Here is a 13,624-nt window from a genome sequence, read left to right as displayed (position 1 = left end):
GCATGCGACGCTGGTCTAGTCTGAGTTTCGGACGAGGGTGGCGTTACAACGGCTCTACCAGGCCTCGGTACCCTCGGAGCGGCGACCGAAGCCGGGCCCTTACCCAAAAGGGCCACACCTGAAATTCAGCGAGGAGCGAACCGCGTGACCGCCGAGACGTCCGTGCCGTCCACAGCGCTGCTGACCGGAGCAGACCGGGACGGTTCCAACTACACCGCGCGGCACCTGCTCGTCCTCGAGGGACTCGAGGCCGTGCGGAAGCGCCCGGGCATGTACATCGGGTCGACCGACAGCCGCGGTCTGATGCACTGCCTGTGGGAGATCATCGACAACTCCGTGGACGAGGCCCTCGGAGGCTACTGCGACCACATCGACGTGACCCTTCACGACGACGGCTCGGTCGAGGTGCGCGACAACGGCCGGGGCATCCCGGTCGACGTCGAGCCCAAGACCGGCATGTCCGGCGTCGAGGTCGTGATGACCAAGCTGCACGCCGGCGGCAAGTTCGGCGGCGGCTCGTACGCGGCCTCCGGCGGCCTGCACGGCGTGGGCGCCTCCGTGGTGAACGCGCTCTCGGCCCGCCTGGACGTGCAGGTGGACCGCGGAGGCCACACTCACGAGGTGAGCTTCCGCCGCGGCACCCCTGGAGCGTTCAAGGGGGACGGGGCCGACGCCGCTTTCGACGCGTCGGCCGGGCTGCGCAAGCTCAAGAGGATCCCCAAGACCCGCACCGGCACGCGCGTGCGCTACTGGGCCGACCGGCAGATCTTCCTCAAGGACGCCAAGCTCTCCCTTGAGCACCTGCACCAGCGCGCCCGGCAGACGGCTTTCCTGGTGCCCGGCCTGACCATCGTCGTCCGCGACGAGTTCGGGCTCGGCGAGGGCGGCAGCAAGGGTGAGGAGTCCTTCCGCTTCGACGGGGGCATCAGCGAGTTCTGCGAGTACCTGGCCAGCGACAAGCCTGTCTGCGACGTCCTCCGCTTCTCCGGGCAGGGCACCTTCAAGGAGACGGTCCCGGTCCTGGACGACCACGGGCAGATGACGCCCACCGAGGTCACCCGGGAACTGGGCGTCGACGTGGCGATGCGCTGGGGCACGGGCTACGACACGACCCTGAAGTCGTTCGTGAACATCATCGCCACGCCCAAGGGCGGCACCCATGTCGCGGGCTTCGAACAGGCCGTCGCGAAGACGATGAACGAGGTGCTGCGCACCAAGAAGCTGCTGCGCGTCGCCGAGGACGACATCGTCAAGGACGACGCCCTGGAAGGCCTCACGGCTGTCGTCACGGTCCGTCTCGCCGAACCGCAGTTCGAGGGCCAGACCAAGGAAGTCCTCGGCACGTCGGCGGCCCGCCGGATCGTGACGAACGTGGTCTCCAAGGAGCTCAAGGACTTCCTGACCTCCACGAAGCGGGATGCCGCCGCGCAGGCCCGGGTCGTCATGGAGAAGGCCGTCTCCGCCGCCCGTACGCGCATCGCGGCCCGTCAGCACAAGGACGCGCAGCGCAGGAAGACGGCCCTGGAGTCCTCCTCGCTGCCGGCCAAGCTCGCCGACTGCCGCAGCGACGACGTGGACCGCAGCGAGCTGTTCATCGTCGAGGGAGACTCGGCGCTCGGCACCGCCAAGCTCGCCCGGAACTCCGAGTTCCAGGCGCTGCTGCCGATCCGCGGAAAGATCCTCAACGTCCAGAAGGCGTCCGTCACGGACATGCTGAAGAACGCCGAGTGCGGCGCGATCATCCAGGTCATAGGAGCCGGGTCGGGCCGGACCTTCGACATCGACGCCGCGCGCTACGGGAAGATCATTCTTCTCGTCGACGCCGATGTCGACGGCGCGCACATCCGCATCCTGCTGCTGACGCTCTTCCAGCGCTACATGCGGCCGATGGTCGAGGCGGGGCGGGTCTTCGCGGCGGTGCCGCCGCTGCACCGCATCGAGCTCAGCCAGCCCAAGAAGGGCCAGGACAAGTACATCTACACGTACTCGGACCGCGAGCTGCGGGAGACCGTGCTGGAGCTCCAGCGCAAGAACGTGCGGTACAAGGACTCGATCCAGCGCTACAAGGGCCTCGGCGAGATGGACGCCGACCAGCTGGCCGAGACGACCATGGACCCGCGCTTCCGTACGCTGCGCCGGATCAACATCTCCGACCTGGAGGCCTCTGAGCAGGTGTTCGACCTGCTGATGGGCAACGACGTCGCCCCGCGCAAGGAGTTCATCTCCAGCTCCGCGGCGACGCTGGACCGCTCGCGCATCGACGCGTAGAGGGTCGATTGAGCCCGTCGGGACCGAGAGAGGTCCCGACGGGCGTCGGGCGGGGAGACGGGCGGGGAGACCTCCGTGAGGGCGTCTCCACCCGCGGGTGGAGACGGGGCGCCTGCGGGATCCACCCATGATCCACCCTGGCTCCGATCTGCCGACCTGCCCGTTTCCGTAGCGTCGAAGGCGTCGACAGCGCCCGCTGCCGGCACCCGCCCTTCCCCGCACACGGAGGCCGCGATGTCCGGGCTTGTCGATGCTTTGGTGATCCTCGCCGTTGTCGTCCTGGTGATCGCCCGCCAGTTCCGCACCCGTCGGATGGCGACGGACAGGAGCTGGTGGGTCGTGCCCGCGGTCCTGGTCTTCCTGGCCCTGCGCGAACCGGGTCTGCTCGACCCCGACCACCGGACGCTGTCGGCCCTCCTGCTTGGCACCGAACTCCTCATAGGCCTGGCCACCGGCGTCGGCTGGGCCTGGACCACCCGGATGTGGAGGACACCGGACGGCACGGTGTGGAGCAGGAGCAGCAAGGCCAGCGGCCTCGTCTGGACCGCCGGGATAGCTCTGCGGGCCGGCCTGTTCGGTCTCGGTGCCGCCCTCGGCCTGCGCCAGGACAGCTCCGCCCTGCTCCTCGCGCTCGCGGTGACCCTGCTGGTGCGCTCCGGGATCATGGTCCGGCGGGCGCAGACACTGCCCCCGGCGAGACGGGAGAGCACGGCGTACGGTGACGGCATGCCCCAGCCCTCGCGGAAGGAGCGTGTATGACGGAGAACGTCTGGACGCTCTGGCCCTCCCGCGAGGCGCTCTCCCGAATGGGAGTGCACAGGGCCCGGCGTGCTCTCGCCGGGGCCGGGCGCACCTTCGCCGTCGGCATCCTCCTGGCGACGACCTTCGTGGACAGCGACCTGCACGGCTGGGGTGTCGCAGGGGCAGTTCTGGGAGTCCTGGTCGGTGGACTCGGGTTCTGGGGCTTCTGGAGGGTCACGCTCGAGCATCGCCTGCTTCCCTCCCTGGGGCTGCTCGTGCTGCTCTTCGCCATCGCGACGGTGGCAGAGGGAGCGGGGCTGCGGATTCCCGCCCTCGTAGTCTGGTGCGCCTGCGCCGTCAGCGCCATGGAACGGCTGCCGCTCGCGGCGGCACTGCCCGCAAGCGCCGTGGCTCTGGGTACGTACGCGGCAGTGAACAACGACGCCTGGCTGACCACACTGGCCACGACCGTGGGGCTTGCTCTGGCCGGATACGTGCTGCGGCTGGACGCGGAGGCCCGGGGCAGCGCCCAGCGGCTTCTCGTCCAGGAGCGGGCCGCGCGGGCGGCCGAGGCGGAGTCGGCGGCGCTCGCGGAGCGGGCCCGGATCGCACGGGAGATCCACGACGTGCTGGCGCACAGCCTCTCGGCGCAACTCGTGCACCTGGAGGCGGCACGGCTGTTGATCGAGAGGGGGGCGGAGAGGGACCAGATCCTCGATCGGGTCGTGGCGGCACGGGGAATGGCCCGCGAAGGCCTCGCCGAGACCCGGCAGGCACTCTCCGCACTGCGCGGAGAGATGTCCCCGCTGGAGGAGTTCCTGAGCGAACTGGTCGCCGACACCGCCGACACCGCCGGCGCCGATGTCACCGTCACGGGTGAACGGCGGCTGTTGCCCGCCGAGGCGTCGCAGGCGGTGCGCAGGGTCGCCCAGGAAGCATTGACGAACGTCCGGAAGCACGCGCCAGGGGCAAAGATCCGCATACGCCTGGACTACGGCGAGCACGAAGTGATGTTGAACGTAAGGGATTCGGGAGCGCCGCCGGGCGAATTCACACACTCGGGCGCCGGATACGGTCTGCTCGGAATGCGGGAGCGGGCCGAGCTGCTGGGCGGCTCGCTGGAGGCCGGGCCGTACGAGGAGGGGTTCATGGTGACGCTGAAGGTGCCCGCATGACGGAGGAGGACGGCGGGGCACCGGCCCGTGTCGTCGTGGCGGACGATCAGACCGTGGTGCGCGAGGGCATCGTGATGCTGCTCGGGCTGCTGTCGGGGATCGAGGTCGTCGGGGCCGCCGCCGACGGGCACGAGGCCGTGCGGCTGGTGGCCGAGCTCGACCCGGACGTCGTGCTGATGGACCTGCGTATGCCCCGCTGCGACGGGGTGGAGGCGACCAGACGCATCCGGGCCGAACACCCCAGGACGCAGGTCGTCGTGCTCACCACGTACGCGGACGACGCCTCGCTGTTTCCCGCGCTCAGGGCCGGGGCGCGGGGCTATCTCACCAAGGACGCGGGCGGCGACGAGATCGTACGGGCCGTGCGGAGCGTGCTGTCGGGGGACGCCGGGCTCTCCCCGAGTATTCAACGGCGCCTGCTGGAGCGGCTGTCCGAGCCGGAGCCTGCCGTTCCCACGGAGGGCGCCGAGGCACCGGACGGGCTCACCGCGCGGGAGACGGAGGTGCTCGTGCTGATCGCCGACGGTCTGACCAACCAGGAGATCGCCCGCAAGCTCCATGTCTCGACGGCCACCGTGAAGACCCACATCAACAACCTGTTCGCCAAGACGGGGCTCAAGGACCGTGCGCAGGCAGTCCGTTACGCCTTCGGGAAGGGACTTGTGCGGCCACCAGGGGGGTGAGTCACCTGATGGGGTGAAGAGCGCGGAGAGAAGAGTCTGGGATCTTCCCGATCTGTCCATCCTTGGGCACGCGGCCGAAACGGGCAGCGGACAAGGAGAGTTCGGTGGAGAAGTACGACGGTCCCGACTCCGGAAAGGTCCGGTTCGACGACCCCTGGTACGACGCGCTCGCCTCAGGCTGGGGCGAGTTGGACAGTACGGGTGCGCCCGCTCCCGCCGTGCCGCCCGCGCGCGGGGAGCAGGAGGACCGGACCGCCCGCGCGGCTGACGTCTATCTGGAGGTGCAGCGCAGCGCGGCCTTCCAGGAGGTGCGCAGCCGGTACCGGAGGTTCGTCGTCCCGGCCGTCGCCGTCTTCTTCACCTGGTACGTGGGCTATGTGGTGACGGCGACGACGGCTCCGGACTTCATGGCGCAGCCCGTCGCCGGCGCGGTGAACGTGGCGATGGTCGCGGGGCTGGGGCAGTTCCTCACGACGTTCCTGTTCACCTGGGCGTACGCACGGCACGCCCGGCTGCGCAGAGACCGGGCCGCGCTCGATCTGCGCTGGGACACACAGGAGCTGACGCGAAGCGTCGCGGGTGGTGACCGGTGACCGGGAACCATCAGACGCTGGCGCTGCTGCTGTTCAGCGTGTTCGTCGCGGTCACCCTGGGGATCACGACCTGGGTGAGCCGCCACCGGCATGGTTCGGCGGAGGAGTTCTACGCGGGCGGACGGCTGTTCTCGCCCATGGAGAATGGTTTTGCCATCGCGGGCGACTACATGTCCGCCGCGTCCTTCCTCGGTATCTCGGGACTGATCGCGCTCTTCGGCTATGACGGGCTGCTGTACTCGGTGGGCTTTCTCGTCGCCTGGCTCGTCGTGCTGTTCCTCGTCGCCGAACTGGTGCGCAACTGCGGACGGTTCACGCTCGCGGACGTCGTCGCGGCCCGTATGAGCGAGCGACCGGTGCGGATCGCGGCGGGCACCTCCTCGGTGACCGTGTCCGTTCTGTACCTGGTGGCGCAGATGGTGGGCGCAGGCAGCCTGGTCGCGCTGCTGCTGGGCGGTACCAGCGAGGCGGCGCAGGCCTGGACGGTCATCGGTGTCGGGGCGCTGATGGTCATCTATGTGTCGATGGGAGGGATGCGGGCCACCACGTGGATCCAGATCGTCAAGGCGGTCCTGCTGATGGGCGGGGCGATCGCGCTGACCGTGCTCGTCCTGGTGCGGTTCCACGGGGACTTCGACCAGTTGCTGCGTACGGCGGCGGATCGGAGTGGGCACGGGAAGTCGTTCCTCGCGCCGGGGCTGAGGTACGGCGGGGACTGGACCGCGCGCCTGGACTTCATCAGCCTGGGACTCGCGCTCGTGCTGGGTACGGCCGGGCTGCCGCACATCCTGTCGCGCTTCTACACCGTGCCGACCGCGCGAGCCGCGCGGCGCTCGGTCGTCTGGGCGATCGGTCTGATCGGCGGGTTCTACCTGATGACGATCGTGCTGGGGTTCGGGGCGGCGGCGATCGTCGGCCCCGATGCCGTGCGCGGTTCGAACGCGGCCGGGAACACGGCGGTTCCGCTGCTGGCGCTCGATCTGGGCGGCGGCGCCGGCTCCACGGGAGGAACGGTTCTGTTCGCGATCGTCGCCGCGATCGCCTTCGCCACGATCCTCGCGGTGGTCGCCGGAATCACGCTCGCCTCCTCGGCGTCCGTGGCCCACGACCTGTACGCGTCGCTGCGACGACGGCGTGCGAAGCCGCGCAGCGAGGTGGCCGTTGCGCGGACCGCCGCGGTCGGTATCGGCGTCGTCGCCATCGCCCTGGGCCTGCTCGCGCGCGACCTCAACGTGGCCTTCCTGGTGGGGCTTGCCTTCGCCGTCGCCGCGTCGGCGAATCTGCCGGTGCTGCTGTACTCGCTGTTCTGGCGGAACTTCACGACGCGCGGCGCGGTGTGGTCCGTGTACGGGGGCCTGGTGCCGGCCCTGGTGCTCGTCGTGCTGTCTCCCGTGGCTACGGGCAGCCCCGCGTCGCTGTTCCCGGGAGTCGACCTCCAGTACTTCCCGCTGGAGAACCCCGGCCTGGTGTCGATCCCGCTCGGCTTCCTGGCGGGCTGGCTCGGCACGGTCACCTCGGCGGAGCCGCCGGACGAGGCCAAGCACGCCGAAACCGAGGTACGGGCGCTCACGGGGGCAGGTGCGGTCTGACCGGCAGGTGAGCGGCGGTTCAAGTAGGGCACCCCTCCCCGCGAGGCCTGTGGGGCCCGCACGGGCGGTCCGGCAGGGCTCACCGGCTCAAGGCGCAACCCACGCATAGCGGTGTTCCGGACGCCCTGTGTCCCCGTACTTGAGTGAGAGCCGGAGGCGGCCCGCCTGTTCCAGGTGGCGGAGGTAGCGCTGGGCGGTGGAGCGGCTGAGGCCCGTTTCGGCGGCGACCTCGTGGGCCGAGAGGGGGTGGTCGGCCTGGTGGAGGACGGCACAGATCAGGTCCGTGGTCGGCTCCGAGTGACCGGTGGGCAGACCCGGTGAGGACGGGGCGGGCGTCGTACGCAGGGCGCCGAACATACGGTCGACCTGGTCCTGCCCTGCCATGCCCTGGTCGCTGACTCTGTCGACGGTGCGGCGCATGGCGGCGTACGACTCGAGCCGCGTTCGCAGCGCTGCGAACGTGAACGGCTTGACCAGGTAGTGCAGAGCGCCCAGACGCATCGCGGCCCGTACGGTCTCCACGTCGCCGGCCGCGGTGATCATGATGACGTCGGCGCCCATGCCCAGTTCCCGCATCTGCTGGACCAGTTCGAGGCCCGTCCGGTCGGGCAGATAGTGGTCGAGCAGAATCAGGTCGACGGGCTCCCGGCCCGCCGCGTCCAGGGCCTGGGCGGCGCTGTGCGCACGGGCGGCCACCCGGAAGCCGGGAACCTTCCCCACGAACTTGGCGTTGATTTCGGCGACACGGAAGTCGTCGTCCACGACCAGGACGTCAATCATCGGGCCTCTCCCCCCGAGCCGGGCGAGCGGTGAGCCCGTGCTGTCGGCCCCAGTGTTGTGGAGTGAGCAGAAAGAGCACAACACCCTTCTGTAATCAGAAGAACGCTTTGCGCACACAAGACTGATGCCGTGGTGCGGGCCACGGCTACGGTCGCGGGGCATGAGCGCAGACACCGGCCCCGCCATCGCGCTGCGAGGCGTGCGCAAGGTCTTCACAGCCCCGCCGGGGGAACTGCACACGGCCGTCATCGGACTCGATCCGACCGTGGGAGGCTGCGTGTTCACGGCTGGCGTGGCCCCCACAGGCCGAGGCAGGCCGATCACACCCACCCTCGTCAGCGGTCTCGAAGAACTTATGGAGTGCGAAGCCGTGGTGCCGGACGAACCGCTCGACCTGCCGGAGGGCACGCGCGACTCGGCCGTCTTCGGCGCCCGCGCCCTCAAGGAGTTCATCGCCCGCGCGGACAAGGGCGTCGCGTTGACGGCGGGTCCCGCCACGGTGAAAACCGAGGGCACCAAGACGGCCCGTACGGTCTCCGGCGCGCGAGCCGCCCGCGGAAGCAGGGCCGTTGTCGCCGTCCCCCGCCCGCTGCCCCTGGCGGCCGAAGCGCGGTCTCTGGGAACGAGTGGCCGCCGGGTGACGCTGCAGGAGAGGCCGCCCAAGTTCGCCGAGCGCCGTATCTCCCCGTGGACGCCGTTGTAGACCGAGAGCCGAACTCCCTTCTCAGCGTCCGCACGGGCCCGAATGCCCCTCCTAGGACCCACTTTTGTCGAGCGCCTCCCAGGAGGCGCATTTCGCAGACAGCCCTCTACAAGACACCGGTTTTCCTTCGGCACCGGTCTCTCGGCGGGGCGGCCGGTTCCCCCGTCACCGGCCACTCCAAGGCACCTGTTTTCCCGCACCGCCTCCTTCACAAGGACGTGAACGAACATGCCCAAGACCCTCAGACACGGGTCGCTGGCAGCCGCCGGCCTGCTTGTCCTCTCCTCGCTCACCGCGTGCGCCAACGACGTGGCCGGATCGGCCGCCGCCGACGAGGCGGGTGGCAAGGGAGTGAAGGTCAAGATCATGGTCGGCGGCCTGGACAAGGTCATCTACCTGCCTGCGATGCTCACCCAGCGGCTCGGCTACTTCGATGACGAGGGCCTCGATGTGGAACTGCTGGGCGAGCGCGCCGGTGTGGAGGCCGAGACCGCTCTCGTCTCCGGGGAGGTGCAAGGAGCCGTCGGCTTCTACGACCACACCCTCGATCTGCAGGTCAAGGGCGAGGACGTCCAGTCGGTGGTGCAGTTCTCGCACGCGCCCGGTGAGGTCCAGATCGTCTCCGACAAGGCGGCGACCGAGATCAGTTCGCCGGAGGACTTCAAGGGCAAGAGGCTCGGCGTCACCGGCATCGGCTCCTCGACCGACTTCCTCACCAAGTACCTCGCCGTCAAGAACGGTGTGTCCGTGAGCGAGTTCAAGACCGTCGCGGTCGGCGCGGGAGAGAGCTTCATCTCCGCGCTCGAGAAGGGTTCCATCGACGGCGGCATGACGACCGACCCGACCGTCGCCACGATCCTGGCGGAGAACAGCGGCAAGGTGCTCCTCGACATGCGCACCCCGCAGGGTTCCGACGAGGCGCTCGGTGGTGCGTACCCGTCGTCCAGTCTCTACATGCAGACGGAGTGGGTGAACGACAACAAGGAGACGGTCCAGAAGCTGGCCAACGCCTTCGTGAAGACCCTCAAGTGGATGGCTGGGCACAGCGCCAGCGAGATCGCCGACGAGATGCCGGACGACTACTCGAAGGGCAACGGGACGCTCTACGCCAGCGCCATCCAGAGCACCATGCCGATGTTCACCCAGGACGGTGTGATGCCCGAGGACGGTCCCAAGACCGTCGAGAAGGTCCTCAAGGCGTTCAACCCCGACATCAAGAACGCCGACGTGGATCTCAGCAGGACGTACACCACGGAGTTCGTGGACAAGGTCGTGGACTGAACCCCCAGCCCGCGGTCTCCCCGACCGCGGGCGGAGCTCCTGTGCACGGCTGAACTCCCCTGACAGCCGTACACAGGCGGGTACGGTCGCTTCCCCCGTACCGCGGCCGTGTCCTCAGGCGCGGGTCGCCCAGACGTAACGGTGCTCCGGGCGGCCCGCGTCTCCGTATTTCAGGGTCAGCGTGGCCCGTCCCGTGCGCTCCAGGAGCTTCAGATAGCGCTGGGCGGTCTGGCGGCTCAGTCCGGTCCGGTCGGCGATCTCCTGGGCCGACAGAGGGCCTTCCGCGGTCACCAGCGCCCGGCGTACGGCCTCCGCGGTGGTGGGGGAGTGCCCTTTGGGCAGACCTGGCTCCGAGCCCGCTGACAGGGCGCCGAAGATGCGGTCGACCTCGGCCTGTTCGGCCTCGCCGCCGCCGTCGAGGGTGCGGCGCAGGTCCGCGTACGCCTCCAGCTTGGCGCGCAGTCCGGCGAAGGCGAACGGTTTCACCAGGTACTGGAGCGCGCCCTGCCGCATCGCCGCCTGGACCGTGGAGACGTCACGGGCCGCGGTCACCATGATCACGTCGGCCTGATGGCCGCGTCTGCGCATCTCCTGGACGACCGCGAGGCCCGTCTGGTCCGGCAGGTAGTGGTCGAGAAGCACCAGGTCCAGCCGGGGCAGCGCCTCCAGTTGCCGCAGTGCCTCCGCCGCGGAGTGTGCCTCGCCCGCGACATGGAAGCCCGCGACCTTCTCCACGTAGGCGGCGTTGACCCGGGCGACCCGGATGTCGTCGTCCACGACCAGTACCTCGATCATCGCGACTCCTCGTTGACGGTCGTGGCGGCGCTCTCCAGCATGAGGCCGGGCGCGGGGTCCGGTGCGAGTCCGGGCTCCGCCAGTGCCTCCGGCAGCACGATGGTGAACTCGGCGCCTCCGCCGTCCGCCTCCGAGACCCGGGCGCTGCCACCTTGCCGCTCGGCGAGCCTGCGCACCAGGGAGAGACCGATCCCGCGCTTTCGGTGGGCCGGGGGCTTCTTGGTCGACCACCCGTCCGCGAAGATCAACTCACGCTGTTCGGCAGGAATTCCAGGACCCGTGTCCCGCACCCTCAGGACGGCCGTACGCCCCTCCGCGCGCAATTCGACCTCCACGCGCGCGTGGAGGGTGCCCGCGGCGGCGTCGAGTGCGTTGTCGACGAGGTTCCCGACGATCGTGACCAGCCCCCTCGGGTCGATCAGCCGGTCCGGGAACAGCGTCGTGTCCGAGATCCACAGGGCCACTCCGCGCTCGGCCGCGACGGTGGCCTTGCCCACCAGGAGGGCGGCGAGCAACGGGTCATGGATCTTCTCCGTGACCTGTTCGGCGGTCGCCCTGTGGTCACCGACCACCTCGCCGACGAACTCCACGGCGTCGTCGTACATCTCCAGTTCCAGCAGTCCGAGCAGCGTGTGCATGCGGTTGGCGTGCTCGTGGTCCTGGGCGCGCAGGGCGTCGATCAGGCCGCGGGTGGAGTCGAGTTCGCGGCCCAGCTGCTCCAGTTCGGTGCGGTCGCGCAGAGTGGCCACGGCACCGCCGTCGTCGGTGGGCATGCGGTTGGCGACCAGGACACGCTGGCCGCGGACGGTGAGCAGATCGGTTCCGGTGACGGTCCCGGCCAGCACATCGGTCGTACGGCCCTCTCCGAGCGCTGCGTCGAGTGGCTGTCCGACGGCCTCGTCGCCGATTCCGAGCAGGCGCCGGGCCTCGTCGTTGAGGAGGCGGATCCTGCCCTCGCGGTCCAGCGCGACGACGCCCTCCCTGATGCCGTGCAGCATCGCCTCGCGCTCCGCCAGGAGCCCGGCGATGTCCGAGAAGGCCAGGTCACGGGTCTGCCGTTGCACCCGTCGTGAGATCAGATAGGCGGCCAGCGCACCGACGGCCAGAGCTCCTCCGGCGTACGCGAAGAGCCCGGGGATCGCATGGATGAGGCGGGCGCGCACGCTGTCGTACTCGATGCCGACCGAGACCGCGCCGACGATGCGGCCGCCGGTGTCGCGCAACGGCACCTTGCCGCGCGCCGAGCGGCCCAGGGTGCCGCTGTCGATCTCCATGACCTCCCGGCCGGACAGGGCTGACCTGGGATCGGTAGAGACGTGCCCGCCGATCTCGGCGGGGTTCGTGTGCGACCAGCGTGTGCCGTGGACGTCCATCACGACGACGTACTCGGCCCCGCTGGCCTTGCGGATCCGCTCCGCCTCGGCCTGCACGGGCCCGTCGGCCGAGGCCGGCGTGGACTTCAGATCCTCGGCGAGCCTCGGCTGCGCCGCCGTGGTCTGCGCGATCGCGAGAGCGCGGCGCATCGCCTGGTCGTCCAGCTGTTCGCTCAGCGGAGCGAGGAACAGCCCGGTCGCGAGGACGGCGACTCCGGCGGCGATCGCCACCTGCATCAGCAGCACCTGCGAGAACATCCGCTTCGGCATGCCCAGGCGGAGTCGTCGAGGGGGAGTGGGACTCATGCCTACGACGGTACGGGGAGGGGCGCGCGGTGCCGTAGGGGGTGTGGCGTGGATCTCGTTCGGGAGGGGCGGTCAGTGGGCCGCAGGCTGCGCGACAGCCGTACGGGACAGCTCGCGCACCGCCATCACGTCCATCCGGGCCGGAGAGCCGAGAGCCGAGCCGCAGCTCTCGGGGCGGGGCGGCAGGGCCGCGCCCTGGGCGACCGTGACGAGCCAGTGGCGGCCGTCGGTGTGGGCGACCGTCACCTCCCAGCGCGGCGCCGAACCGTCCGTACGGACGATGCTCAGCGCGCCCGCGGCGCCCTCGTGGGCCGCCGTGCGCACGGCCAGTTCGGCGGCCTGCCCGGGACGCTTCCAGGCAGAGCTGCCACGGCACCCTTCGGTGACGACACGGCCTTCCCGTACGCCCTGGAGGATCTCCTTGACGGCATGGGCCTCGGCTCGCCCGTACGCGTATCCGAACGGCAGTACGAGGAGAGTGGGGGAGAAGCGGTGGCCGCCCAGGTGTGTGACCTCCCATATGCCGTCCACTCCGGAGGCGGCGAGTTCGGCGGCGAGGGGGCGGCCCAGAAGGGCGCAGCAGCGGTCACGCTTGCCGTTCGTGCACACGAGCGCGAGCGGGTCGCCGGTGTGCGGGGCAGCGTCGAGAGTCGTGTCGAAGGTCCCGGGCAGGCCTTCGCCGAGCTCGGAGAAGTCAAGTTCGAGTAGTCGCTCGGGGTCCGAGGTGATGGCCTTGTGCAGCCACACGTTTCCCGGGGTGGTGTGGGCCGCGTACACCTGGCGCTCGGCGACCGTGCGGCAGTCGGCGTGGCGGCCCGGGCGCCGGAACAGCGCGATGCGTACGCCGGTGCCCTCGGCGGCCTGCTCCAGCGCTCGGCCGAGTGCGGGGTCCAGGTGGCTCGATGTCAGCGCTTTGGCGCCCCAGGGGCCGGGCTGTTCGACGAGCAGCCACGTCCTCGCGGTGGCGGCGGTCCCCGCGAGGGGCTCCTCCAGGTCCCGTGAGACCTTCGCGCACGTACTCACAGAGGTGAGCCTAACCTGACTTGGCGGGAGGTGACTTCCGGGGCGGGTGGTGTCACTGCTCCGGAAGTGGCTGAGGAGGCCGTGGGCCTACGTAGTGTCCGCTCGGGCGCATGCGCAGCGGGGACTCGTCGTACTCCTCCAGCACATGGGCGATCCAGCCGGCCGTGCGGGCCACGGCGAAGATCGTCTCGCCCGCCGAGGCGTGCATGCCGGACGTGGCCGTGAGGACGGCGAGGGCCAGGTCGACGTTGGCGTGCAGGGGTGCGTGGCGGGCCGTCGTGTCCACGTCGTCGCGGGCCGCGGCCAGGGCGGGG

13 protein-coding genes are annotated in these 13,624 nt (G+C 70.0%); 8 read left to right on the top strand and 5 right to left on the bottom strand.

Annotated elements, in window-relative coordinates; genetic code table 11:
* The first annotated feature begins 144 nt into the window (after positions 1 to 144).
* The 6 genes from O3Q52_RS11325 to O3Q52_RS11300 all read left to right on the top strand — a co-directional run bounded on the left by O3Q52_RS11325 (position 145) and on the right by O3Q52_RS11300 (position 7,049).
* A complete protein-coding gene (locus O3Q52_RS11325) occupies positions 145 to 2,268 on the top strand; it encodes a type IIA DNA topoisomerase subunit B (protein ID WP_269648658.1) in 2,124 nt (707 codons plus the stop codon).
* A 234-nt stretch (positions 2,269 to 2,502) separates the two neighbouring features.
* Entirely contained in the window at positions 2,503 to 3,027 is a 525-nt protein-coding gene (locus O3Q52_RS11320) for a CcdC protein domain-containing protein (protein ID WP_269648657.1), read from the top strand.
* A complete protein-coding gene (locus O3Q52_RS11315) occupies positions 3,024 to 4,184 on the top strand; it encodes a sensor histidine kinase (RefSeq protein WP_269648656.1) in 1,161 nt (386 codons plus the stop codon). Before O3Q52_RS11320 ends, O3Q52_RS11315 begins: the two co-directional genes overlap by 4 nt.
* On the top strand, positions 4,181 to 4,867 hold the full coding sequence (locus O3Q52_RS11310; RefSeq protein WP_269648655.1) for a response regulator transcription factor: 687 nt from the start codon (positions 4,181 to 4,183) through the stop codon (positions 4,865 to 4,867). The genes O3Q52_RS11315 and O3Q52_RS11310 overlap by 4 nt, the downstream gene beginning before the upstream one ends.
* Before the next feature lie 104 nt (positions 4,868 to 4,971).
* Positions 4,972 to 5,460: a DUF485 domain-containing protein gene (locus O3Q52_RS11305; RefSeq protein WP_269648654.1), complete on the top strand. Its 489-nt coding sequence runs from the start codon at positions 4,972 to 4,974 to the stop codon at positions 5,458 to 5,460.
* Positions 5,457 to 7,049, top strand: coding sequence for a cation acetate symporter (locus O3Q52_RS11300; protein ID WP_269648653.1), 1,593 nt, complete (start codon positions 5,457 to 5,459; stop codon positions 7,047 to 7,049). The genes O3Q52_RS11305 and O3Q52_RS11300 overlap by 4 nt, the downstream gene beginning before the upstream one ends.
* 87 nt (positions 7,050 to 7,136) lie before the next feature.
* Here the strand turns inward: O3Q52_RS11300 and O3Q52_RS11295 are convergent, their stop codons facing one another.
* Positions 7,137 to 7,829 carry a response regulator gene (locus O3Q52_RS11295; RefSeq protein ID WP_269648652.1) on the bottom strand — a complete coding sequence of 231 codons (693 nt, stop codon included), beginning with the start codon at positions 7,827 to 7,829 and terminating at the stop codon, positions 7,137 to 7,139.
* Between the two features lie 160 nt (positions 7,830 to 7,989).
* On the opposite strand from O3Q52_RS11295, the gene O3Q52_RS11290 reads away from it, so the two are divergent.
* Both O3Q52_RS11290 and O3Q52_RS11285 read left to right on the top strand, forming a co-directional pair.
* Positions 7,990 to 8,532 (top strand): hypothetical protein, encoded by a 543-nt coding sequence (locus O3Q52_RS11290; RefSeq protein ID WP_269648651.1) that lies wholly within the window; start codon positions 7,990 to 7,992, stop codon positions 8,530 to 8,532.
* A gap of 228 nt (positions 8,533 to 8,760) precedes the next feature.
* Positions 8,761 to 9,813 carry an ABC transporter substrate-binding protein gene (locus tag O3Q52_RS11285; protein ID WP_269648650.1) on the top strand — a complete coding sequence of 351 codons (1,053 nt, stop codon included), beginning with the start codon at positions 8,761 to 8,763 and terminating at the stop codon, positions 9,811 to 9,813.
* A 114-nt stretch (positions 9,814 to 9,927) separates the two neighbouring features.
* On the opposite strand, the gene O3Q52_RS11280 is transcribed toward O3Q52_RS11285, so the two are convergent.
* The 4 genes from O3Q52_RS11280 to O3Q52_RS11265 form a co-directional block, all read right to left on the bottom strand.
* On the bottom strand, positions 9,928 to 10,608 hold the full coding sequence (locus tag O3Q52_RS11280; protein ID WP_269648649.1) for a response regulator: 681 nt from the start codon (positions 10,606 to 10,608) through the stop codon (positions 9,928 to 9,930).
* Positions 10,605 to 12,287: a sensor histidine kinase gene (locus O3Q52_RS11275; RefSeq protein WP_269648648.1), complete on the bottom strand. Its 1,683-nt coding sequence runs from the start codon at positions 12,285 to 12,287 to the stop codon at positions 10,605 to 10,607. The genes O3Q52_RS11280 and O3Q52_RS11275 overlap by 4 nt, the downstream gene beginning before the upstream one ends.
* A 72-nt stretch (positions 12,288 to 12,359) precedes the next feature.
* Positions 12,360 to 13,310, bottom strand: a complete 951-nt coding sequence (locus O3Q52_RS11270) for a sucrase ferredoxin (protein WP_269648647.1) — start codon at positions 13,308 to 13,310, stop codon at positions 12,360 to 12,362.
* 52 nt (positions 13,311 to 13,362) lie between these two features.
* Positions 13,363 to 13,624: citrate/2-methylcitrate synthase (locus O3Q52_RS11265; RefSeq protein ID WP_332112898.1), on the bottom strand; the 262-nt coding region annotated here is incomplete at its 5' end.

Origin of the sequence: Streptomyces sp. ActVer (genome assembly GCF_027270795.1) — a bacterium.
Classification (GTDB): domain Bacteria; phylum Actinomycetota; class Actinomycetes; order Streptomycetales; family Streptomycetaceae; genus Streptomyces; species Streptomyces umbrinus_A.
This window is presented reverse-complemented; position numbering and strand designations above follow the sequence as displayed.